This is a genomic window from Vibrio sp. 378, from assembly GCF_033339435.1.
In genome coordinates, this window is record NZ_JAWOUO010000004.1 from 73,857 (window position 1) to 97,540 (window position 23,684).

The window sequence follows — 23,684 nt, forward strand, 5'->3', positions numbered from 1 at the left end:
CCGAACTAAGAAAAGGCAGTGGATTAATTATGAAAAAAACTCTATTAGCACTAGCTGTAGTTGCGTCTGCAACTTCAGTGAACGCAGCTGAAGTATTCAAATCTGAAGAAGGTTCTGTAGATTTCTACGGTCAGCTACGTCCAACTCTTCTATTCACAGAAAAAACTGATCACACAGCAGAGCTAAACACTAGCTCTTCTCGTACTGGTGTGAACGCGGTTTACGTTGTTGACGAAAGCCTAAAAGTTCTGGGTGAAGTTGAAATCGGTGTTGCTCTAGGTGACAACTACGACGCAGGTGCTGATTCAAGCGAGCGTACAGATGACTCTGTATACGTACGTCGCCACATCATCGGTTTTGATATGGGTGATATGGGTACTCTTCGCTTCGGTAAAGAAGGTACTTGGGCTGATGACGTATACTTCGCAGATTACTCTTACTTCTTCGGTGGTAACGCAGCGGAAACTGCATACGGTCATGCTTGGAACAACGATTCTCAAATCAAATACGCTTACGAAAATGACGCGTTCTGGCTAAAAGCTGGTTACGCGCTAGGCGAAAAAGATTCTAACGAAGAAGTACTAGAAGTATTCGTTGGTAAATCTTTCAACGACCTATCTCTACACGCTGGTGTACTTACTGCGAACAACGACATCAACGTAACTAAAGAGAAAAAACTAGTTCTTAATGGTGTAGAGCAAACAGTTTCTCACACAGAGCGTACTGATAACGAAAACCTATCTTTTGAAGTAACTGCTGAGTACGCACTAAACGAGCACACTCTAGGTGCTACGTACTACTACAACGAAAACGAAGATAAGCTAGGTAAATCAACAGTTGATTCACACTACATCGTTGTAGCTGGTATGTTCGCTGTTGCTCCTAAAACAACTCTATACTCTGGTTACGAGTACCTAGCTCAGTCTACTGACGAAGCAGGTAAAGTAGACGCAGACTCTTCTTGGTTCTACGCTGGTGTTGAATACAAGTTCTCTAAATGGGCACGTGTATTCGCAGAAGCGGGTTACACTTTCGAAGGTACTGACTTCGACAACAAAGACACAGACGACGCAACTAACTTCGGTGTTGGTGCTCGTTTCTACTGGTAATCAATACCCAGTTTGATATTGTAAGACCCAGCTATATGCTGGGTCTTTTACTATGAAGATAAGGATGAAAAATTCTATGCAGTTATCATTAAAAGTGGCAATGGCACTGTCTATTTTTGCCAGTACAAACCTCTACGCTGCAACGACTTTAGTGGTTCCAGAAGACGTGAAGTTATTGGCCGTCAACATGGAGAAGCCAGATCTAGAAGGTGGTCTTTTTTCTAGTGAGAAGACAATCGAACTACCTGACGGAACGAATCAAATTGTCTTCAAATATCAACCTACATTCGAAATTAACGAAAACCTTAAGACGGTTTACAGTGATGTAATCGTTGCTAAATTTGATGCTGAAAACGAAAAGCTAACGTTTGAACTGCCAGAGTTTAAAACTCTTCGCCAAGCGCAAAACAACATCTCGCCTCTAGATTGGCAATTACTGGATACCAAAGGCCAACCTATTGCTTTGGTCGAAGATGTATTAGAGTCAGATGGTGTTCAAATTGGTCGTAATTACCCTCAAGAATCTCGCAACTACAATATTGCTGGCGGTATCGCGAGTGTTGCCGTTAGTTATGTAACTGTGAATCAGCATCAACAATCAGTAAGTGATATCGAGCCTCGAGTTGAGACTAGTGATACCCGTTCAACAGCCGCATCGAACGACAGCCCAATGGTTGATGTATTAAAGACGATGTACCAGAAAGCGTCTCCGGCGGAAAAAGAGGCATTTAAAAACTGGCTTGCTGAGCAGTAATCCCTTAGTTCATTAGATAGGGCTTAACTGAAAAAGTACGAATCTAAAAAGCAGGCTTTAAGCCTGCTTTTATCTTTTCTGCTTATTAGAGAGAGATTTCTCTCCATTCACCAGGCATTAGGTCGTTAAGGACGATATCACCCATCGAATGACGAATGAGGCGCAAAGTAGGGAAGCCAATGTGCGCAGTCATGCGACGTACCTGACGATTTCTTCCTTCAATAATGGTAATGGCTAACCAAGTGGTAGGGATATTTGCTCGAAAACGGACCGGAGGGGTTCTGTCCCAGACTTGTGGTTCTGGAATAACTTCAACTTCGGCTGGTAGAGTCATACCATCTTTTAGCTCTACTCCCTTTCTCAATTTTTCAAGATCTTGCTCTTGAGGAGCGCCATCGACTTGAACCCAATAAGTCTTCGGTGATTTTGACTTTGGCTGCGTTAGCTTCGCCTGCAAGATGCCATCGTTAGTGAGTACCATTAAACCTTCGCTGTCTCGGTCCAATCGGCCAGCCGCATAGACATTTTTGATTGGGATATAGTCCGCTAACGTTTTGCGACCATCGCCATCGGTAAATTGACTGAGCGTATCGTAAGGCTTATTGAAAATAATGACTTTACGATCTTTAGGGGCCACTTTTGGCTTTTGGCTTTTTGTTGGACGATTAGGGCGGCGGTCTTGTTGAGTACGAGTCTTCGAGCCATTGCGAGCTCCTGAGTGTTTAAAATGGCCCGTTTTAGACTGGTTACGACTGCGACCTTTTTCCTGACCTGTACGAGATGACATGTTAACTACCCTGCAAAAATGTAAATGAACTGTGTTTGAAAGTTTTAAGTTTTCTCATGATCGGATATGATTTGCGCGCCTAAAACTAACAAACGCGCACAGAATGATAGACTAATTCGTGTTATTTGTTTAATTATATCAGTGCACTCATGGATTCAGAGCTTAGAGCTTCAAACTACAACAAAGAGTGCGAACCGCATGTGGCGTTAGTGAGGAGACATGTACTGCTAACGTGCAGCAATGCGTCAATTAAACCAACTCAGACGCTGAGTTGATCAGCCAACAAGTTGATTAAAAAATAGGGAAATTTCATGCCTACAGAAAAACCTACAATTATCTACACCATCACTGATGAAGCGCCGGCGCTAGCAACTTATTCATTACTACCAATCATTCAATCATTCACAGCATCGTCTGGCATCAATGTAGATACTCGTGATATTTCACTAGCAGGTCGAATTATCGCTAACTTCCCAGAGCATCTAAAAGAAGAACAGCGCATTGGCGATGCGTTGACTGAGCTTGGTGAACTAGCTCAAACTCCAGAAGCAAATATCATCAAGCTACCTAACATTTCAGCTTCAGTTCCTCAGCTTAAAGCGGCGATTAAAGAGCTTCAGGCGAAAGGTTACGATTTACCAAACTACCCAGAAGAGCCGAGCACGTACGAAGAGAAAGCGATTAAAGCGGCTTACGACAAAATCAAAGGTAGTGCGGTTAACCCAGTACTTCGTGAAGGTAACTCAGACCGTCGTGCTCCGACTTCGGTTAAGAACTACGCGAAGAAAAACCCACACTCAATGGGTGCATGGTCAGCCGAATCTAAGTCTCATGTTGCGAGCATGTCAGACAATGACTTCTTTGGTAGCGAAAAGTCTACAACTATCTCTGGTGCAACAGAGGTCAAAATCGAGTTTGTCGGTAATGATGGTACAGTTAAAGAGCTTAAGTCTGCGTTCCCATTACTAGATAAAGAAGTCATTGATACTTCAGTAATGAAGAAGAAGGCGTTGGTTGAATTTTTCGAGAAAGAGATTGCTGAAGCGAAAGCGCAAGACGTGCTGCTGTCTCTTCATATGAAAGCGACGATGATGAAAGTTTCTGACCCTGTCATTTTCGGCCATGCCGTAAAAGTTTACTACAAAGACGTTTTCGATAAGTACGGTAAGCTGTTTGAAGAGCTAGGCGTTGATGTAAACAATGGCATCGGTGATGTTTACTCAAAAATTGAGTCTCTACCTGAAGCGCAAAAAGCAGAAATTGAAGCGGCCATTCAAGCGGTTTACCAAACTCAACCAGAACTTGCGATGGTTGACTCTGATCGTGGTATCACAAACTTACATGTACCAAGTGACATTATTGTAGATGCTTCTATGCCAGCAATGCTTCGCTCTTCGGGTCAAATGTGGGGACCAGATGGTAAACAAAAAGACACCAAAGCGATGATTCCAGATCGTAGCTACGCAGGTATTTACCAAGCGGTTATTGATTTCTGTAAAGAGCACGGCGCATTTGATCCAACCACTATGGGTAGCGTACCTAACGTTGGTCTAATGGCTCAGAAAGCTGAAGAGTATGGTTCTCACGACAAGACATTCATTCTAGACGCTGCGGGTACTGTTCGCGTTGTTGATGCTTCAGGTAACGTACTGTTAGAGCAAGCGGTTGAAGAAGGTGATATCTTCCGTATGTGTCAGGTTAAAGACGCACCAATCCAAGATTGGGTTAAACTAGCAGTGACTCGCGCACGTGCAACAGGTGTTCCAGCTGTATTCTGGCTAGATGAAAACCGCGCGCACGATGCTGAGCTCATCAAGAAAGTAAACGCCTACCTACCAGATCACGATACTGACGGTCTAGAGATTAAGATCCTATCTCCTGTTGAAGCTTGTAAGTACTCACTAGAGCGTATGAAAGCGGGCCTAGATACTATCTCTGTTACAGGTAATGTTCTTCGTGACTACCTAACAGACTTGTTCCCAATTCTCGAGTTAGGTACGTCTGCTAAGATGCTATCTATTGTTCCATTGATGAATGGTGGTGGTCTATTTGAAACAGGCGCTGGTGGTTCTGCTCCTAAGCACGTTCAACAAGTAGAAAAAGAGAATCACCTTCGTTGGGATTCTTTGGGCGAGTTCCTAGCGCTTGCAGCTTCGTTAGAGCATTTAAGTGTAGCGACAAACAATCCTAAGGCTCAGGTTCTCGCAGATACACTAGATAAAGCGACCGGTGAGTTTTTAGACACCAACAAATCTCCGTCACGCAAAGTGGGTGAGCTAGATAACCGTGGAAGCCACTTCTATCTTGCACTTTACTGGGCGAAAGCGCTTTCAGAGCAAACGGATGATGCGGATCTTGCTGCTGAATTTGCACCAATTGCAAAAGCGCTGTCAGAGCAGGAAGAAACGATCGTTGCTGAGCTAAATAATGCGCAAGGCGTGAAAGGTGAGCTAGGAGGTTACTACTTACTAGACGATGCATTGGTTTCTAAATTGATGCGTCCAAGCGAAACCTTTAACGCAATCATTAACAAGTAAGTTAGTGTAAAAACACGTCGTTTTCGGCGTGTTTCCTATCCTGTAAGTGCGTTGTAAGTGTTCCTTTTGTAACACGTGCTCTAAATAGTAAGAAACCCGCTATCTTTGCGGGTTTATTTTTCTCTTCAAAACATCAACGTGGCGTTTCGAGAGCAATATTTTAATATTTCGACAGCGCTCTAATTATTTGGCTTGGCCTTCAAGAGGCACGACGCTACTCGCGTGACAGCCTTTGGGACCTTTTTCAATCTCGTAAGAGACTTGTTGGCCTGCTTTCAGTGTACGATAACCGTCCATCTGGATAGTTGAGTAGTGGGCAAAGATATCTCCCTCTTCTTCATCTGAACAAATAAACCCAAATCCTTTGGCATTGTTAAACCACTTTACTGTACCTGTAGCCATGCTTTACATCCCTCATGCATTTTTTACTGATGTTGTTACTGCAACCAAGTTATACCTTTAACTTGGTACTACCATTGTCAGCGAATGCCAACAAACGTCAAATCAATGATAAGTCACATTCATCAAACCACTTAAAGGAGAGAGGTTTCAAAATGATGATTTATGCATCGACACTTTCCACTGTAGTCAATGAATTTCGACAGTCAATAGCAGTGAGCAACAAACAGAAACATAATTGAAAACAAATCACTTTTGAGATTAACAAATTTGCAAACAGTTTTTCGTATATACGCAGAAGTTTAGTCAATTTGCCTATGAAGTGGCTCATACTGAAAAAGCCATACTGTCCGTGTTGCTTATGGGAGAAGAATCCTCTGACTGAATAAAAAATGAAGTTTTCGTGATAATTACCGTATTCTCAATGAGGAAGTGTGATCCAGATAGAAGATGATGGGGTGGTTTGCAATAGTCCGAGAGCAATAAATAGAAAGTTCTTTTATAAGAAAAAATGTGTAACTTATCGACAAGCATCTTTTATTTGCGCCGTATCAAGACGTGCATTAGTCTCTATATTAGGTAGCAACTTTTATTGATCAAAGATCGAATTCGGTGCCATAACTCACTACACCGCGCTGCATGCTTGTGGTAGATTGTTTTTATAGGTCGAAAACATCAACCCTTTGATACGATATCTTTAGATTGCCATGAGTAAAAATTTTGAATGGGTCACTCCGGACTCTGATCTTCTGGAGAGAGAAAGTACGAAAGTCCAGCCACCTAAGCTGTACAATGTCGTACTCAATAATGATGACTATACACCTATGGATTTCGTCATAGAGGTGCTTGAGCGATTTTTCTCACATGATATTGATAAAGCAACTCAAATCATGCTTCAGGTCCACTATGAAGGAAAGGCAATCTGCGGCACATACAGCGCAGAAATTGCCGAAACAAAAGTAGCGCAAGTTACGATGTACGCAAGGGAAAATGAACATCCGCTACTTTGCACTATGGAGCAAGCGTAAACAAAGAAGACTTGCTCGAACAACCCCAGTTGTTTTTTCGGGAGGTACTTATGCTAAATAAAGAACTAGAGTCAAGCCTTAACGGTGCATTTGCTCGGGCGCGCGACAAACGCCACGAGTTTATGACTGTCGAACACCTCCTACTTGCATTGTTGGAAAATGATGCAGCTAAGGAAGCCCTTCTAGCTTGTAAGGCGGATCTCGACGCTTTACGCAACGAACTCGATATTTTCATCGATCAAACTACGCCTCTTATCCCAGATAGTGATGAGACGCGTGAAACGCAGCCGACTTTGAGTTTTCAACGTGTACTACAACGCGCCGTCTTTCATGTACAGTCGTCTGGTCGTAATGAAGTAACAGGCGCCAACGTGCTTGTTGCTATCTTCAGTGAGCAAGAGTCGCATGCCGCTTACCTTCTGAAGAAAAATGACATCTCCCGATTAGATATTGTTAACTTCATCTCCCACGGTATTACTAAAGCATCAGGTGCAGGTGAGGATTCATCATCAGACTCGTTTAGCTCAGAAAGTGTTGAAGAGCCTAATTCTGAAGAACGCCTAGAAAGCTTTGCGACGAATCTTAATCAAGTCGCTAAAGATGGAAACATCGACCCACTCATTGGACGTGATAAAGAGTTAGAGCGCACTATTCAGGTACTTTGTCGACGCCGCAAGAATAATCCACTACTAGTGGGTGAGGCAGGGGTTGGTAAAACAGCTATTGCGGAAGGTCTTGCATGGAGAATTGTCGAAGGGCAGGTCCCTGAGGTCATTCAAAACAGCGTGATTTATTCACTAGATATTGGCTCTTTGCTCGCTGGTACCAAATATCGCGGTGATTTTGAAAAACGCTTCAAGGCGATTTTGAAACAACTTGAAAAAGAAGAGGATGCCATTTTGTTCATCGATGAAATACATACCATCATCGGTGCAGGCGCGGCATCTGGGGGGCAAGTCGATGCAGCAAATCTTATTAAGCCTCTTTTGAGTAGCGGTAAGTTGCGTTGTATTGGTTCGACGACATACCAAGAATACAGCAACATTTTCGAGAAAGAGCGTGCGTTGTCTCGCCGTTTCCAAAAGATAGACGTTGTAGAGCCTTCATTAGATGACACAACTAAAATCTTGATGGGCTTGAAGCCGAAGTACGAAGCTCACCATGAAGTACGTTATACCAATAAAGCTCTGCGTGCCGCGGTAGAACTGTCGGCTAAATACATTAATGAACGCCATCTACCAGATAAGGCCATTGATGTCATTGATGAAGCTGGTGCGCGTAGTCGTCTTGCTCCTGCAAGCCGTCGTAAAAAAACGGTCGGAGTGGCTGATATCGAATCAATGGTTGCCAAAATGGCGCGAATTCCAGAGAAGTCGGTTTCTTCTTCAGATAAAGACATTTTGAAAAACTTAGATAGCAAAATGAAGATGTTGGTATTTGGTCAAGATAATGCGATTGATGCCTTGTCCGAGGCGATCAAGCTGACACGTGCAGGTTTAGGTGTAGACAACAAACCTGTTGGTTCATTCTTGTTTGCAGGCCCAACAGGGGTTGGTAAAACAGAGGTGACGGTGCAGTTATCTAAGCTTCTAGGTATCGAGCTACTTCGTTTTGATATGTCTGAGTATGGTGAGCGTCACTCCGTAAGTCGCTTAATTGGTGCGCCTCCTGGCTATGTCGGTTATGACCAAGGTGGTTTGCTAACTGATGCTGTTATTAAGCACCCACATTCAGTCGTATTACTTGATGAGATTGAAAAAGCGCACCCTGATATCTTTAACCTGTTGTTACAAGTCATGGATAACGGTACGCTAACGGACAACAATGGTCGCAAAGCAGACTTCCGTAATGTCATTCTTGTTATGACAACTAACGCAGGTGTGGCGGAAACCGAGAAGAAATCAATTGGTTTGATTCAACAAGACAACAGTCACGATGCAATGGCGGAAATTAAGAAGGTGTTTACTCCTGAGTTCCGTAACCGTCTTGATAACATCATCTGGTTTAACAGCCTTGATGAAAGCGTTATCCATCAAGTGGTTGATAAGTTCATTGTCGAACTGCAAGTGCAACTTGATGCGAGAGGCGTTTCAATGGAAGTATCGCAAGACGCTCGCCATTGGTTAGCACATAAAGGTTATGACAAAGCTATGGGGGCTCGCCCAATGGGGCGTGTTATCCAAGAACAGCTTAAGAAGCCTTTGGCTAACGAACTGTTGTTTGGATCTTTAGTTGACGGCGGTACAGTGAAGGTAACGCTGGTCAACGATACGCTTGAGTTTGAATACTTAAGTGAGAAAGAGACAGCGATGCATTAATCGTTAGTCGGTAACAAACGCAAAAGCGTACGAGAAGATCGTACGCTTTTTTTTATCTGAACTAAATCGGAAAAAATTGTGCAATAAAAAACGGAGCAGCTTGCTCCGTTTTTTATTGCATCCGAAAATCAGAGATTAACGAGCGCGGAAGACGATGCGGCCTTTTGACAGGTCGTATGGAGTCATCTCTACAGTTACTTTGTCACCCGTTAGGATACGGATGTAGTTCTTACGCATCTTGCCAGAGATGTGAGCAGTCACAACGTGACCGTTTTCAAGTTCAACACGGAACATAGTGTTTGGTAGAGTGTCAAGGACAGTGCCTTGCATCTCGATTACGTCTTCTTTAGCCATTTAATCCTCTTTAGAAATTAGGCAATATTAGCGGGCTATATTCTGCCGCTAAATAGTAATTATGTAAAGTTGAGGCGTATTCTACCCTCGCCAACGCTGATTTACTAGCCTTTGGTGGCGTTGAAAGCGTGTTTTGTAGCTCATTGCTGGGCACTCATCAATCTGATATCCCAAATATAGCCACTGTTGTTTGTTTTCTTGGCAGTATTTAATTTGATAAAGCACTGCTAACGTGCCAAGAGATAACTCGTAGTCAGGGTCAAAGAAAGTATAAAAAGCACTCGAGCATTGTGGCATCAAATCTGTCACCGCAATGGCGAGCAATTGATCTGATTCATCGTAAATGTGTAAAAACGACGTTGTCAGCCAGCTAGTTTGAGCAAATCGAGCAAACTCATCACGCTTTGGTGGGTACATAGTGCCGTTTTTATGCCGTTTGCAGATGTACCGACTGTAAAGCTCAAACCATTCCTCATCCATTTCAGGTTTCATTTCCCAGCGTAAAGACTGTGCTTTATTAAGCAGCCTCTTCTGACTTTTTGATAATCTAACGTCTGGAATCGAGACTCGAATTGGCTGGCAAGCGGTGCAATGCTCGCAATGCGGTTTATATATGGTATCTCCGCTACGACGAAAACCGTTAGCCATGAGCAACTGGTAATTTTCTTCAGTATGCAGCCTTTCATCAAGCGCCACCGCAACCCGCTCTTGCCGTTCAGGCAAATAACTACAAGGGTGATTATTCGTCAACCCTATTCGAATATGTTGTATATCCGTACTCATACTGAATCCTGCAAAACTTGGGGCTGATAGGCATCAAATAGTGTTTGCTTTTCTCTTAAAGATAGTAGTTTTTGCATAAATTCGTCACGCTCAAGTTCAAATGCGCCAAGTGATGCCAAGTGAGAATTCATAACTTGGCAATCGATTAATTGACCTTGCTTTGACGCCAAATGGTTGCATAAGTACCACAATGCAATTTTGGATGCGTTATCTTTTAGGCTAAACATCGACTCCCCGCAAAAAAGTTGGCCCACGCAGATGCCATATAGTCCGCCAATCAGGTTGTTGTCATGCCATACTTCTACAGAGTGACAGTGACCAAGTTTGGCTAACTCAATGTAGGAAGCTTGCATTTCCTCGTTGAGCCATGTTTCCTCTGCAGGGCGTGTTGAAGAACATAGTCTAATCACTTCTTCTGTCGCGAAATTGAGTGTTACTTTATAGTTATGTTTACGCTGAAATTTTTTGAGACTTTTAGATGGCTTAAACTGCAATGGGTCAAACACAGCGCGCGGAGAAGGGCTCCACCATAAAATAGGTTCACCAGGACCATACCAAGGGAAAATGCCTTGATAGTAACCATTGAGGATTCTCATGGGGTTTAAGTCACCACCAAAAGCCAGCAAACCATTGGGGTCGCTGAGTGCTTTATAGGGTGAGGGAAAGTTGAACGTTTCATCGAGTTCAGTTAAATAAATAGCCATAAGAAGTCGTTACCAACATTGGAGTCAGAGGAGTTTATGATGACCTGGTTAAGAAATATCGTAAAAGTATGGCTTGGGATCATACTGTTTTTACCACTTGTCGCCAACGCAGCCTATGAAAGAAATGTTGCCAAGCCAGTTAATGAAGTAGTTTACGGGAAGATTGACTCTGTCCGTTATATTACTCAACAAGAGGTTGTTCAATCGAAAAGTAACGGTTGGAAGACACTACTTGGTGCCACTATCGGTGGTTTAGTCGGTAATCAATTTGGTGGCGGTACGGGAAGAGAAGTCGCGACGGCAGTGGGTGCGCTTGCAGGTGCCGCAGTTGCTCAAAACCAAAGTAATTACCAATACACGGTTGAATATAAGTTAGTTGAGCTACTCATCAAAGTGAAGGGTGATAAGCTAATTAATGTCATCCAAGATGTTGATAAAAATATGTTATTTAGTCGAGGGGATGAAGTTCGTATTTTATATTTTGATGATGGAGTCAGGGTTGATATCACTTATTAACCCTAGGTTGTTTTAGCCTAACTAAGCCTAATCAGGCATGTACAGTCGGGCTGGCTTATTGTCAAATCAAGTCGAAATAGTTTGCTGTTTCGCCGTGCTTCTTTCGCTCTTATTTACATCGCTGGCAATGCCTTTAATTCTGTATCTTTAGGCTGCTTGAGGATATTCATAAATTAGCGCCGATTTACTCTGGTTTTGTCGTGTTTTTTTGGGTAGTCTGAATTCACGAAGAATTGTTTAGCCCTCATAAAAAATCGTATGTTGAGGGCACAAAGGATTATCAACTTTTAATGGAAAGCCTAACGTTACAACCTATCAATAAAATTCAAGGGGAAGTGAACCTTCCTGGCTCTAAAAGCGTTTCTAATCGAGCTCTTTTACTTGCTGCTCTTGCTAAAGGCAGAACTCGCCTTACTAATCTCCTCGACAGTGATGATATCCGTCATATGCTGAATGCGCTGACTAAACTAGGCGTTCAATACCAACTTTCCGAAGATAAAACAGAATGTCTCGTTGACGGCCTTGGGCGTCCGTTTTCTGTCTCAGAGCCGGTAGAGTTATTTCTCGGCAATGCTGGCACTGCGATGCGACCATTAGCTGCGGCTCTTTGTCTTGGAGAAGGGGAGTATGTACTGACGGGCGAACCTCGTATGAAAGAGCGTCCAATTGGTCACCTTGTCACGGCACTGAAAGATGCTGGTGCGAACGTTGAGTACATGGAAAACGAGAACTTTCCGCCTCTCAAAATAATTGGTACTGGCCTAAAAGCAGGTACAGTTTCTATCGATGGGTCCATTTCAAGTCAGTTCTTGACCGCTTTCTTAATGTCTGCGCCATTGGCTGAAGGTGAAATTCGCATCAACATCGAAGGCGATTTGGTTTCTAAGCCTTATATCGATATCACCCTGCATATCATGAAGCAGTTTGGAGTCGATGTGATCAACAATGACTATCAAGAGTTTGTGATCCCAGCCGGTCAGCAATACATCGCTCCAGGTGATTTCTTGGTTGAAGGTGACGCGTCTTCTGCTTCTTACTTCTTGGCGGCGGCAGCCATCAAAGGCGGAGAAGTTAAAGTCACGGGTATCGGTAAAAACAGCATTCAAGGTGATATTCAATTTGCTGATGCGCTTGAAAAAATGGGTGCAGAAATTGAATGGGGTGATGACTACGTAATTTCACGTGTTGGTCAATTAAAAGGCATTGATATGGATTACAACCATATCCCTGATGCTGCAATGACCATCGCGACAACAGCGTTATTTGCCGAAGGCACTACCGCTATTCGTAACGTTTATAACTGGCGTGTAAAAGAAACAGACCGTTTGTCAGCTATGGCGACTGAGTTACGTAAAGTTGGTGCGGAAGTGGAAGAAGGGGAAGACTACATCATCGTCAAACCTGTCTCTCAGTTAAAGCATGCAGCGATTGATACTTACGATGATCATCGTATGGCGATGTGTTTTTCGCTGGTGGCACTTAGTGATACGCCTGTGACGATTAACGATCCAAAGTGTACGTCGAAAACGTTCCCTGACTACTTCGACAAACTTAAGGCTTTAAGTTGCTAAATATTCTGACCTAAAACAAAAAGCCAGAGTGAATAACACTCTGGCTTTTTTGTTTCCCAATACTATTTAACCAGCGTAAATTCCTTAGAAAGGTGATGCGCTAAGTATTTGAACATATTGAATACTGCAGTCGTATTTGAAGTTGGTAAACCTTTGTCATCAAGGAAGTATTCACCTTTAAAAACTAAAACACCTTCTTTTTCTTCTACGCTTGTTGCTCGCATCCCCTCGATGTAATCATCGTGCTCTTGGATGATTTGGTTAGCGATCAAAAGAAGGTCGAACTCTTCGATAAACGTTCTATCAGACATATTCTTTCTACCATTCTATTTAGTTAAGAATGCTGAGTATACCTACAACTAAAATGGGTTTGCATGATTAATTCAGTCAATCGTTCAGTAAGACTAAACAGATCAATTTTTAGAGTATAAGCATGATGCGGAGGAAGATGGCAGAGCATTGAACCAAACTATTTTGTGATGGGTAACAAAATTTATTGCATTGGATTAGCGGATGCTAAGTTTGCCTGTTTAGATATGCCGCTCAATACCTTTCAGAACCCTGTCTCTTTGAAGTATAAAGACGATGAATTGTCAACCAATCGGATCTGAATTTCAAAAAAGCAGTTGATCTTCTTTTCATCTCGCACAATAGTAAAAAAAGAAGCAATGAAATAGAACATTATGCGGGTGGCCTTTAAACAAGGTTTCTACCCGCATTATTATGAAGGACGTTAGAGTCAGTTATGGGTAAATCACTCGTTATAGTGGAGTCACCAGCCAAGGCAAAGACGATAAATAAGTACCTTGGTAAAGACTTTATTGTTAAGTCTAGTGTTGGTCATGTGCGTGATCTGCCTACGGCCGGTCAAAGCACTGGTGAGAAAAAAGCCGCAGCCATCTCAACTAAAGGGATGAGTCCGGAAGAGAAAGCGCGCGTTAAAAAAGAGAAAGACCGCAAAGCGTTGATCAAAAAAATGGGGATTAACCCATATCATGACTGGGAAGCGAATTACCAAATCCTTCCAGGCAAAGAAAAAGTTGTCAACGAACTACAAAAACTCGCCAAAGACGCAGATTGCGTTTATCTCGCAACCGATTTGGACCGCGAAGGGGAAGCAATCGCATGGCACCTTCGTGAGATCATCGGTGGCGATGAAGAGCGATACAAACGTGTAGTTTTTAACGAAATTACGAAAAACGCGATCCAACAAGCTTTCCAGACACCTGGCGAGCTGAACATGGATGGTGTAAATGCCCAACAAGCACGTCGCTTCATGGACCGTGTCGTTGGTTTTATGGTTTCACCTTTACTTTGGAAAAAAGTGGCTCGTGGCTTATCTGCTGGTCGAGTGCAGTCTGTTGCGGTGAAATTGTTAGTTGAGCGTGAGCGTGAGATTAACGCGTTTGTACCAGAAGAATTCTGGGACATTCATGCGAATACGAAAACGAAAGACAAAGCGGACTTTAAACTGCTTGTTGCGCAGAAAGACGGTTCTGCGTTTAAGCCAGTTAATGAGGCAGAAACCAAAGCAGCGATGTCTGTACTTGAGAATGCAAGTTACGAAGTATGTAAGCGTGAAGACCGTCCTACAAAGAGCAAGCCTTCAGCACCTTACATCACCTCTACGCTTCAACAGGCAGCGAGTACACGTCTGGGCTACGGCGTGAAAAAGACCATGATGCTAGCTCAGCGCCTCTATGAGGCCGGTTACATCACTTACATGCGTACTGACTCGACTAACCTAAGTGCCGAGGCTGTGGACGCTGTACGTGACTTTATTGGTTCTGAGTTTGGTGATAAGTACCTGCCAGCGAAACCATTGACGTACGGTAGCAAAGAAGGGGCACAGGAAGCGCACGAAGCGATCCGTCCTTCAAATGTGGGTGTTAAGGCGGAAGACCTGCAAGGTGTCGATGCTGATGCGCACAAACTTTACGCTTTGATTTGGAATCAGTTTGTAGCGTGTCAAATGACGCCAGCAGAATACGATTCAACAACCATCAGTGTAAAAGCGGCAGAATACACGCTTAAAGCGAAAGGCCGTATCCTTAAATTTGACGGCTGGACTCGTGTACAGCGTCCAATGGGCAAAAACGAGGATACAATCCTTCCTGCGGTACAACTTGGCGATAAGCTAAGCTTAGAGTCACTTGACCCTAAACAGCACTTTACAAAGCCACCTGCGCGCTACACTGAAGCAGCACTGGTTAAAGAGCTGGAGAAACGAGGTATTGGTCGTCCGTCGACTTACGCATCGATCATTTCTACGATTCAAGATCGTGGCTACGTGAAAGTTGATCAGCGCCGTTTCTACGCTGAAAAAATGGGTGAAATTGTTACTGACCGCCTTGATGACAGCTTTAACGATTTGATGAACTACGACTTTACTGCGCGTATGGAACAGAAATTGGACCAAATCGCTGAAGGTGAAGTGAACTGGAAAGCTGTGTTAGACAACTTCTTTGCTGATTTTACTGGCGATCTTGAAAAAGCGGAGCTGGATGAGTCAGAAGGCGGTATGAAGTTAAACCACATCGTCATGACGGATATCGAGTGTCCGACGTGTAGCCGTCCAATGGGCATCCGTACTGCTTCGACAGGTGTGTTCTTAGGCTGTTCAGGTTACGCGTTACCACCAAAAGAGCGTTGTAAGACAACCATCAACTTGGGTGACGAAGAAGGTATTATTAACGTTCTAGAAGAAGACGTTGAAACCGCAGCTCTGCGCGCTAAAAAGCGTTGTCCGATCTGTGAAACAGCGATGGACGCATACCTGATTGATGACAAGCGTAAGATGCATGTTTGTGGTAATAACCCGAATTGTGAAGGCTACCTTGTTGAATACGGCGAGTTCAAAGTAAAAGGCTACGATGGTCCAGTTGTTGAATGTGACAAATGTGGCTCTGATATGGTGCTTAAGAACGGTCGCTTTGGTAAATACATGGATTGTACGAGCGAAACGTGTAAGAACACTCGTAAGATCTTGAAGAATGGCGAAGTCGCGCCCCCGAAAGAAGATCCTGTTCATTTCCCCGAGTTGCCATGTGAAAACTCAGATGCGTATTTCGTACTTCGTGATGGTGCTTCAGGTCTATTTATGGCGGCAAGCAACTTCCCGAAATCGCGCGAGACACGTGCTCCTTTGGTTGCTGAACTGGCACGTTTTGAAGAGCGTTTACCTGAGAAGTTCAAATACCTAGCGACCGCACCGCAAGAAGATCCTGATGGTCGTCCTGCAGTCGTACGCTTTAGTCGCAAAACAAAAGAGAACTACGTTCGTTCGGAAGAGAATGGCAAACCATCTGGTTGGACAGCGCTCTTTGTTGACGGTAAGTGGGAAGTCACTGATAAGCGTAAAAAAGCGAAAGCATAAAAACGTACGATCTAAGTAATGTAAAAAGGCAGCGATATCGCTGCCTTTTTTGCGTTTTGTTTTTGCGTAAAGGCCACTGTGTTGTTCGTATAGATCTTTGCTGCTTTGACTGAGTTTTGCTGACGCAAGAAGATCCCAGCATCAATATTTCGTAGTCGCTGATGTATTTTTTATGTAAAAAATATTCGTTGTAACTTTCATTTTGCATTCACATATTTGTTATACATTAGGCTAAAAAATCGGCGGTGTAGTGAATCCGTTCGTAAATTGTTTTCACAATGTAATCGTTTGCTTTTCCATGTGTGATCTAGATATCGTCTTGAGTACGCAAGAGCTGTATGGTACACAGAATGGCGTATTAAAAATTGTAATTTAGAACCCGCTTAGATAATTTATTACAAAAATTAGTGCAACTGTGTGCATTGTTTGCGTCAAAAAATAAGGAAAGAGTGGACGTTGCATACTGGAAGTGCCGTAGCTTTTTTATCCGTGTTGTAAGAGTTCACAGAAACTCAGAGACGGTTGCTAAATGTATTCGCTTGACTCCCCGAGTATGACTCATTCAAGCGAGTACCAAATCCAAGCTATAACGATATGGAGAACAACAAATGGCTGGTGTTTTGGGAATGATTCTTGCTGGCGGTGAAGGCTCTCGTTTGAGACCTTTAACGGAATCTCGCAGTAAACCTTCGGTACCGTTTGGTGGTAGTTATCGATTGATCGATTTTGCTCTAAACAATTTTGTTAATGCGGATTTGATGCGCATTTACGTCCTAACCCAATTTAAATCTCAATCTTTATTCCATCACTTAAAAAAGGGGTGGAACATCAACGGCATTACAGACCGCTTTATCGATCCTATTCCCGCTCAAATGCGTACTGGTAAACGTTGGTACGAAGGGACGGCGGACGCGATCTATCAAAACCTGCGTTTTATGGAATTAGAAGAACCAGAGCAAGTTTGTATTTTTGGCTCTGACCATATCTATAAGATGGATATCAAACAAATGCTGAACTTCCACTCAGAAAAGCAGGCTTCTCTGACGGTATCTGCATTGCGCATGCCACTAAAAGAGGCGTCGCAATTTGGGGTTATCGAAGTGGATAGTGAAGGTCGTATGATTGGCTTTGAAGAAAAACCAGCAAATCCGAAGTCGATTCCTGGTGACCCTGATTACGCTTTAGTTTCAATGGGTAACTATGTTTTTGAAGCTCAGGTACTGTTCTCAGAGTTGGTCGAAGATGCGGATAATGAAGCTTCATCACATGATTTTGGAAAGGACATCATTCCAAAGATGTTCCCTAGAGGTGATGTGTTCGTGTATGACTTCAGTACCAACAAAATCAGTGGCGAAAAAGAAGAGGTGTACTGGCGTGATGTCGGAACTATTGATGCGTACTGGCAAGCGCATATGGATCTGCTAGAAAAAGATGCACCATTTTCGCTGTACAACCGTAAATGGCCATTGCACACCTACTACCCACCATTGCCACCTGCGACATTTACCGACTCTGATAATGGTCGTGTGCAGATAATCGATAGTTTAGTGTGTAATGGCAGCTATGTTAGAGGCTCAAGAATCGAAAAGTCGGTGCTTGGTTTTCGCAGTAATATTGCTTCTGCTTGCGATATCAGCGAATGTATACTTCTTGGTGACGTAAAAATTGGCGAAGGCTGTGTTTTACGTCGTGTGATTGTCGACAAGGATGCCGATATTGCTCCTGGTACTCAGATTGGTGTGAATCTTCAAGAAGATAAAAAACACTTCCACGTGTCTGAGGAGGGCATTGTTGTTATTCCGAAAGGAGCTCGAGTTGGCTACTAACAACTTATCTATTCTGTTTGTAGCTTCTGAGGTTGAAGGCCTCATTAAAAGTGGTGGCTTGGCAGATGTTGCCAAGGCACTACCGGAAGCCCTTCAAAACCTACAGCAAGACGTAAGAATTACCATCCCTGCGTACAGTAGTATTGATAAACTCGCAGACGCAGAAGTTGTATTAGAAACAAAATTAACATCATGGCCGCATACGGAGTATCGAGTTTTGCGGCTCATGTTAGGTCAAAATCCTGTTTACCTGATTGATTGTCCGCCGTATTTCAATCGACCATCAATGTATGCGGAGAACAACCAAGCGTATACTGATAACGGCGAGCGCTTTGCGTTTTTTAGTGCAGTATGTCTCGACATGTTACCCAAGCTCGCCTTTCAACCTAATATCATACACGCGAACGATTGGCACACAGGTCTTGTTCCATTTTTGCTCAAGCACAGGTATGGCAATGATCCGTTCTTTGCTCATACTAAAAGCGTCATTTCAATTCACAATGCGGTCTTTAAAGGCGTATTTAGTTATGAAGACGTGCAGTGTTTGCCAGAGTTTCATTGTAGAAACGTTCCCGATGCTGCGGTGAGTGCAACGCATATTACGATGCTTAAAGCTGGCGTAATGAATGCAGATAAGATAAACGCGGTTAGCCCTACGTACGCAGAGGAACTAAAAACAGAGCTTGGCAGTCACGGCATGGCTTGGGAGTTTCAGCAACGTGCACAGGACTTAGTCGGCATCTTGAATGGTTGTGATTACAGCGCTTGGAATCCGGAAACGGATACCTACTTGCCGGTTAATTACTGCGCCGACCAGCAAAGTATGTCGCAAGGGAAGAAAGCTTGTAAAAAAGCATTACAACAACGACTAAATTTGCCCGAAAAAAATGTAGCTATGTTCGGTATGGTTTGTCGATTGACCCAGCAGAAAGGCGTTCATTACTTGTTGCCTGCTTTGGCCGATTTTTTGAAGCACGATGTTCAGCTAGTTGTCGTTGGGACCGGAGACCCTGTTCTTGCCGCTCAGCTACGAGAGGTTACCGCGCAGTTTTCTAGCAAATTTGCCTTTGTAGAAGCGTATGACAATGAACTTGCGCATATCGTTGAAGCTGGTTCTGATTTCTTCTTGATGCCTTCTGAGTTTGAACCATGTGGCTTAAACCAAATCTATAGTATGGCTTATGGGACATTACCGATAGTACGCGGTGTTGGTGGCTTAAAGGACAGCGTTAGCGATTATGATGTAAACCCATCTGAAGCAACGGGGTTTGTTTTTTTCGAACCGACACCGCAGGCATTGTTGTTAACGATGCTAAGGGCACTGTTGCTCTACGCTCAAAACGAGCCTGAAGTGAATAAAGTACAGTTGCACGCGATGCAACAAGACTTTTGTTGGCAAAAGGCCGCAGAATCTTATTTGCAGCTTTACCACTCAGCGTTAGTTTGACTTAAAATTGTAACGAAAGGCACCGAATGAGGTGCCTTTATTATCTTGAGTAAGGGGAGTGTGGTAGGATGGCTTTTTACTCAATAGCACGATCTTTTTGATACTCAATATGACCCAGCCGCTACTTTTTCATAAAACCTATTTGCACCCTACTAGTAATGAGTGGGTTGTATTTGTGCACGGTGCTGGTGGTAGCTCTTCTATCTGGTTCAAGCAAATTAAAGCTTACAAGCAACACTTTAACTTATTGCTGATCGATTTAAGAGGTCATGGAAAGTCAAATCAGTTACTTAAAGAGCTCATTGCTAGCCGTTATACCTTTACGGAAGTTACCCAAGATATTTTGAAAGTATTGGACCATTTAAAGATCCAATCCGCTCACTTTGTCGGTATGTCGCTTGGTACTATTATTGTTCGAAACCTTGCTGAATTGTCATCAGAGCGCGTACGTTCGATGGTGCTCGGCGGTGCTGTCACAAGGCTTAACACTCGTTCTCAGATATTGGTGAAATTAGGTAATTTTTGTAAGCATATCCTACCGTACATGTGGCTCTACAAACTGTTCGCTTATATTGTTATGCCTCAAAGAAGCCAACGAGAATCTCGCCACCTTTTTATTCGCGAAGCCAAGAAGCTTTGCCAAAAAGAATTTAAACGTTGGTTTATTCTTGCCGCTGATGTAAATCCGTTAATGAAATATTTTAAAGATCGAGAGTTACCCATTCCGACTCTTTACTTAATGGGCGACAGGGATTACATGTTTATTAAACCTGTCAAAGAAATGGTTGCAGCACATAAGCTCAGCATTCTACGAGAAATCCCGAATTGTGGTCATGTATGCAATGTAGAGCGTCCAGAAGACTTCAATCAACACTCCATCGAGTTTATTAAACAGCAAGCTGTATGTGCTTAAAACTGAGTGCATCCACTGAATAGGAGAGCCGCTATAGCTCTCCTAGTTGATATCCACATTGCCAACATGCACCAAATTGCCCTTCGTTTATTTCATGACATTTTGGGCATTGCCAATCTTGATACTCATGCCTATCGGATTGTTTTCGATATGCTTTTACTATTTCTTCAGCTTTCATCTTTTGTGCAGTGTCAAAAAGCCACACATAAGGATCGGTATCATCACCAAACGGCAGTTCTCCTTTTAAGCCGAAAATACCTTCTCCACGAACTTCACAGTAAATTTGTTCCACTTTAAGCAGCTCACATACAATGTGTGCTTCTGCTGGGTTTTTAGCGATAAATATTTTCATCAAAATACCCACTTCACCAATTACGAGTTTTGCTGACTTGGTGTCGGCCTTACTTTATTCATAACCCATTTAGTGATGATTGGAAATAGTCCCAATAGCGCAAAAGACGCTAATACTGCGGGTGAAACAATGCCCGATAGGCTTTCAATTGTTGCTAATTGAGTACCTGCATTCAGATATACGGCTGTGCCTGGCAGCATACCTATTTGGCTAGTGAGATAAAATCGACCTACAGACATCGGTGTTAAGCCCATCAGTAAGTTGATTAGAAAGAAAGGGAATACAGGGATTAGGCGCAAGGAAAATAGATAAAAAGCTCCGTCTTTTTCGACACCTTGATTAATTGCGTTGAGTTTATTTCCGAATTTGTTTTGTACCCAGTCACGCAATAAGTATCGGCTGCTCAAGAAGGCCAGTGTTGCCCCCATAGTGCTAGCGAAAGAAACCAGTAGCAAGCTTGTCCAAAAACCAAATAAGGCTGCACCAAGTAAGGTGACTACTGCCGCTCCTGGGATAGAAAAAGCGGTAATTGCAATGTAGGTAAAAAAGTAAATCGCAGCCGAGAATACAAAATTCTGATCGAGGTATGTAGTTAGTGCTTCTTGTTGGGCTTTTGCATTCTCTAAGGTTAAATACTGGCCAAAGTTAATACCTAAAAAGACGATAGCCGCTAGTAGGATGAGACCTAATATCAGTTTCTTATTCATAATTTTGATTCCAATTTGGGATATATGTAATAAGACAGTAGGAAAACCGAAAAAATTTCACAAAAAAACCGCAGATTAGACTGCGGTTTTACAAGATAGTTTTTAGGTCGACTTTTATTGGAGGCCGTTCATCAACTCATCTCGGCGAGCTTGAGGTACCACACTCCAATGAGTGCCGTTGATAGCACCTTCTAGTGCCCATAGCAACTCAATGTTGACGGTTGCAGAGTGCGTATCTCTTATCGCTTTATAGGCGTTAAGCGCACCTTCCTCTTCAAGCTTCTCTACGGATTCGATGCCGGCTTTTTTTAGCATGCGCTCGGTAGCCAGTCGTAAGTTAGGCAAATCTTTCAAACGGTTAGGCTTTGTACTTGCTTGCTGTTCTTTCTCAAGCTTTGCCTTTTTCAATGATTGATTCGCTACTTCGATTAAGCGTTCGCTTGATTCCCATAAATCGCTGGAAATAGCGTAGTACTTTGTAACGACTGGGAAGCCACGTTTTTTATAAACGTAAGGCTTTAGCCCTTGTTTCTCGAAGTCAGATGAAGTTTTTTGGTCTGCTCTGATATGAAGCTGATTGTTTACCACTAGTGCAAACATTGTTTCATCAGCGAATAGTCCGAAGCCACCAAACATTGAGCGCGACTTGATATTACCAAGTGCCTCAAATAGCTTCATAGAGTCTTTGAGTATCGGTTTATCCATGTTTTGTTATCTCGGTGTAATTAATATTACGCCACCAAAAGTCAGGTCCGAGAGAGTAGCAAACATGCGTAAAAACAATGTCATTACAGAGTAAAGTCATTGCTTACACACTTGCCATCGGTAACCCCGCTACCTTCCATATCGTAATATGGTTCAGGCCGGAGGCTTTGCGTCCCACTCTTTCGAATGGTTTGCCCTGTGCGTGACACAATGAGCATACTTCTTATATTGAATTAACATCACGGTTTAGCGTTAAAAGTGTGATTTCGGTTCAATAAAAATGATAGATTGAATGCTCTATTTTGCATATGGAAAGGTGCAAATTGGCCTTTGAAAAGGAGTTCTTAATATATATTACATTTATATAAAACAGGGAGTTAACGTTAGTCAATTGTTATTAGAGTGGTGTGAAGTATTAGAGAATGCTTAATTTTTCCAAAAAAATAAGCGCCCCTGTAGAGCGCTTATTTAACACGGTTAAATACAGTGAAATTTAGTTCATTTTTTTCACAGTATTTCGAATTACAAGCTCAGGTTGCATTTCGAAAATTCGTTTTTCGTGTTCTTTATCTTTGATACGCTCAAGTAGAATTTCGAATGCATTTTTACCAACACGACGTTTAGGTTGGTGGATAGTCGTTAGCGGTGGAGAGAAGTATTCCGCAAGCTCGATGTTGTCGTAGCCGATCACTGAAATATCTTCAGGAATTTTGATCCCGTTTTGTTGCAAGCGGCTCATTAGGCCTAGAGCCATTGTGTCGTTAAAACAGAATACCGCCGTCGGGCGCTTGTCCATTGCGGTAATTTTATCTGCAACTAATACGGCCGTATCACATTCAAAGTTACCTTCAAGGATCCAGTCTTCATTTACAGCTAGGTTCGCTTCGCTCATTGCGCGACGGAAACCTGCAATGCGCTCTTGGCAAGCAAGCTTTTCAAAATGACCGCTTAGACAAGCGATATCCGTATGACCATTGTCAATCAGATGTTTGGTTGCAATGTAGCCACCTTCTTCTGAGTTATCCATGATCTTGTCTGCTTGTGAGCTCTCTGGGCCCCAATCCATGACCACTTTAGGAATGTCCGCATGACGGTCAAGCATCTCTTTTAGTTCTTCGGTTAAGTCAGAACACATCACTAGGATGCCATCAACGCGCTTTTCAGCCAGCATACGAATGTAATCGCGTTGTTTTTCGTAAATCCCGCCTGTGTTACATAAAATCAGAGTATAGCCTTGGCGGTAACAGTAGCTCTCAACGCCATCAATCACTTCTGAGAAAAATAGGTTAGTTGATTGAGTTACTAACATGCCAATCGTACGAGTTGAGTTGCATTTTAGGCTGCGTGCAACGGCACTTGGCGCGTAATTCAGCTCGTCAACGGCTTTCATTACTTTTTCTTGCGTTGCTTCTGCAACGAAACGCGTTTTATTGATAACGTGCGAAACTGTCGTAGTGGAAACGCCGGCTAAGCGAGCAACGTCTTTTATCGTGGCCAT

Annotated in this window: 21 protein-coding genes and 1 riboswitch; of the genes, 11 read left to right on the forward strand and 10 right to left on the reverse strand. The window is 43.0% G+C overall.

Features of this window, described 5'->3' with window-relative positions; translation table 11 throughout:
• Positions 1-29: 29 nt before the first annotated feature.
• On the forward strand, positions 30-1,109 hold the full coding sequence (locus R7Q48_RS09115; protein ID WP_005378424.1) for a porin: 1,080 nt from the start codon (positions 30-32) through the stop codon (positions 1,107-1,109).
• Between the two features lie 76 nt (positions 1,110-1,185).
• Positions 1,186-1,863, forward strand: coding sequence for a DUF2057 family protein (locus tag R7Q48_RS09120; protein WP_017634732.1), 678 nt, complete (start codon positions 1,186-1,188; stop codon positions 1,861-1,863).
• 85 nt (positions 1,864-1,948) lie between these two features.
• On the opposite strand, the gene R7Q48_RS09125 is transcribed toward R7Q48_RS09120, so the two are convergent.
• Positions 1,949-2,650: a pseudouridine synthase gene (locus R7Q48_RS09125; RefSeq protein ID WP_005387874.1), complete on the reverse strand. Its 702-nt coding sequence runs from the start codon at positions 2,648-2,650 to the stop codon at positions 1,949-1,951.
• 311 nt (positions 2,651-2,961) lie between these two features.
• Between R7Q48_RS09125 and R7Q48_RS09130 the strand changes: the two genes are divergently transcribed.
• Positions 2,962-5,187 (forward strand): NADP-dependent isocitrate dehydrogenase, encoded by a 2,226-nt coding sequence (locus tag R7Q48_RS09130; RefSeq protein WP_005378404.1) that lies wholly within the window; start codon positions 2,962-2,964, stop codon positions 5,185-5,187.
• Positions 5,188-5,370: 183 nt separating this feature from the next.
• On the opposite strand, the gene cspD is transcribed toward R7Q48_RS09130, so the two are convergent.
• Positions 5,371-5,589 carry a cold shock domain-containing protein CspD gene (cspD, locus tag R7Q48_RS09135; protein WP_005378407.1) on the reverse strand — a complete coding sequence of 73 codons (219 nt, stop codon included), beginning with the start codon at positions 5,587-5,589 and terminating at the stop codon, positions 5,371-5,373.
• A gap of 704 nt (positions 5,590-6,293) precedes the next feature.
• On the opposite strand from cspD, the gene clpS reads away from it, so the two are divergent.
• Together clpS and clpA are read left to right on the forward strand one after the other, a co-directional pair.
• Positions 6,294-6,614 (forward strand): ATP-dependent Clp protease adapter ClpS, encoded by a 321-nt coding sequence (gene clpS / locus R7Q48_RS09140; RefSeq protein WP_005378419.1) that lies wholly within the window; start codon positions 6,294-6,296, stop codon positions 6,612-6,614.
• A gap of 50 nt (positions 6,615-6,664) precedes the next feature.
• The gene (clpA, locus tag R7Q48_RS09145) at positions 6,665-8,932 is read left to right on the forward strand and encodes an ATP-dependent Clp protease ATP-binding subunit ClpA (RefSeq protein ID WP_005387879.1); all 2,268 of its coding nucleotides are present in this window, start codon (positions 6,665-6,667) and stop codon (positions 8,930-8,932) included.
• A gap of 135 nt (positions 8,933-9,067) precedes the next feature.
• Here clpA and infA read toward each other — a convergent pair whose 3' ends face one another.
• The 3 genes from infA to aat all read right to left on the reverse strand — a co-directional run bounded on the left by infA (position 9,068) and on the right by aat (position 10,773).
• A complete protein-coding gene (infA, locus tag R7Q48_RS09150) occupies positions 9,068-9,286 on the reverse strand; it encodes a translation initiation factor IF-1 (RefSeq protein ID WP_001040192.1) in 219 nt (72 codons plus the stop codon).
• Positions 9,287-9,367: 81 nt separating this feature from the next.
• Positions 9,368-10,069: an arginyltransferase gene (locus R7Q48_RS09155; protein WP_005378346.1), complete on the reverse strand. Its 702-nt coding sequence runs from the start codon at positions 10,067-10,069 to the stop codon at positions 9,368-9,370.
• Positions 10,066-10,773, reverse strand: a complete 708-nt coding sequence (aat, locus tag R7Q48_RS09160; RefSeq protein WP_005387881.1) for a leucyl/phenylalanyl-tRNA--protein transferase — start codon at positions 10,771-10,773, stop codon at positions 10,066-10,068. The genes R7Q48_RS09155 and aat overlap by 4 nt, the downstream gene beginning before the upstream one ends.
• 39 nt (positions 10,774-10,812) lie before the next feature.
• On the opposite strand from aat, the gene R7Q48_RS09165 reads away from it, so the two are divergent.
• On the forward strand, positions 10,813-11,289 hold the full coding sequence (locus R7Q48_RS09165; RefSeq protein WP_005378348.1) for a glycine zipper 2TM domain-containing protein: 477 nt from the start codon (positions 10,813-10,815) through the stop codon (positions 11,287-11,289).
• A 290-nt stretch (positions 11,290-11,579) separates the two neighbouring features.
• Positions 11,580-12,860 carry a 3-phosphoshikimate 1-carboxyvinyltransferase gene (aroA, locus tag R7Q48_RS09170; RefSeq protein ID WP_017634728.1) on the forward strand — a complete coding sequence of 427 codons (1,281 nt, stop codon included), beginning with the start codon at positions 11,580-11,582 and terminating at the stop codon, positions 12,858-12,860.
• A 62-nt stretch (positions 12,861-12,922) separates the two neighbouring features.
• Here the strand turns inward: aroA and R7Q48_RS09175 are convergent, their stop codons facing one another.
• Positions 12,923-13,171, reverse strand: coding sequence for a YciN family protein (locus R7Q48_RS09175; RefSeq protein ID WP_005387884.1), 249 nt, complete (start codon positions 13,169-13,171; stop codon positions 12,923-12,925).
• 434 nt (positions 13,172-13,605) lie between these two features.
• On the opposite strand from R7Q48_RS09175, the gene topA reads away from it, so the two are divergent.
• From topA to R7Q48_RS09195, 4 genes are all read left to right on the forward strand, one after another.
• Entirely contained in the window at positions 13,606-16,236 is a 2,631-nt protein-coding gene (topA, locus tag R7Q48_RS09180) for a type I DNA topoisomerase (RefSeq protein WP_005378351.1), read from the forward strand.
• A gap of 608 nt (positions 16,237-16,844) precedes the next feature.
• Positions 16,845-18,062, forward strand: coding sequence for a glucose-1-phosphate adenylyltransferase (gene glgC, locus R7Q48_RS09185; protein ID WP_017634726.1), 1,218 nt, complete (start codon positions 16,845-16,847; stop codon positions 18,060-18,062).
• Positions 18,052-19,509 carry a glycogen synthase GlgA gene (gene glgA / locus R7Q48_RS09190; RefSeq protein ID WP_256902830.1) on the forward strand — a complete coding sequence of 486 codons (1,458 nt, stop codon included), beginning with the start codon at positions 18,052-18,054 and terminating at the stop codon, positions 19,507-19,509. Before glgC ends, glgA begins: the two co-directional genes overlap by 11 nt.
• Positions 19,510-19,618: 109 nt before the next feature.
• Complete coding sequence (locus tag R7Q48_RS09195) at positions 19,619-20,422, forward strand: alpha/beta fold hydrolase (protein ID WP_017820032.1); 804 nt, start codon at positions 19,619-19,621, stop codon at positions 20,420-20,422.
• A 31-nt stretch (positions 20,423-20,453) separates the two neighbouring features.
• On the opposite strand, the gene R7Q48_RS09200 is transcribed toward R7Q48_RS09195, so the two are convergent.
• The 4 genes from R7Q48_RS09200 to purR all read right to left on the reverse strand — a co-directional run bounded on the left by R7Q48_RS09200 (position 20,454) and on the right by purR (position 23,684).
• Positions 20,454-20,774: a DUF2007 domain-containing protein gene (locus R7Q48_RS09200; RefSeq protein WP_017820033.1), complete on the reverse strand. Its 321-nt coding sequence runs from the start codon at positions 20,772-20,774 to the stop codon at positions 20,454-20,456.
• A 20-nt stretch (positions 20,775-20,794) separates the two neighbouring features.
• Entirely contained in the window at positions 20,795-21,481 is a 687-nt protein-coding gene (locus R7Q48_RS09205) for a TVP38/TMEM64 family protein (RefSeq protein WP_213903564.1), read from the reverse strand.
• Positions 21,482-21,595: 114 nt separating this feature from the next.
• On the reverse strand, positions 21,596-22,186 hold the full coding sequence (locus R7Q48_RS09210) for a TfoX/Sxy family DNA transformation protein (protein WP_005378367.1): 591 nt from the start codon (positions 22,184-22,186) through the stop codon (positions 21,596-21,598).
• A 116-nt stretch (positions 22,187-22,302) separates the two neighbouring features.
• A riboswitch (cyclic di-GMP riboswitch) is annotated at positions 22,303-22,392 on the reverse strand.
• Positions 22,393-22,679: 287 nt separating this feature from the next.
• The gene (purR, locus tag R7Q48_RS09215) at positions 22,680-23,684 is read right to left on the reverse strand and encodes an HTH-type transcriptional repressor PurR (protein WP_005378368.1); all 1,005 of its coding nucleotides are present in this window, start codon (positions 23,682-23,684) and stop codon (positions 22,680-22,682) included.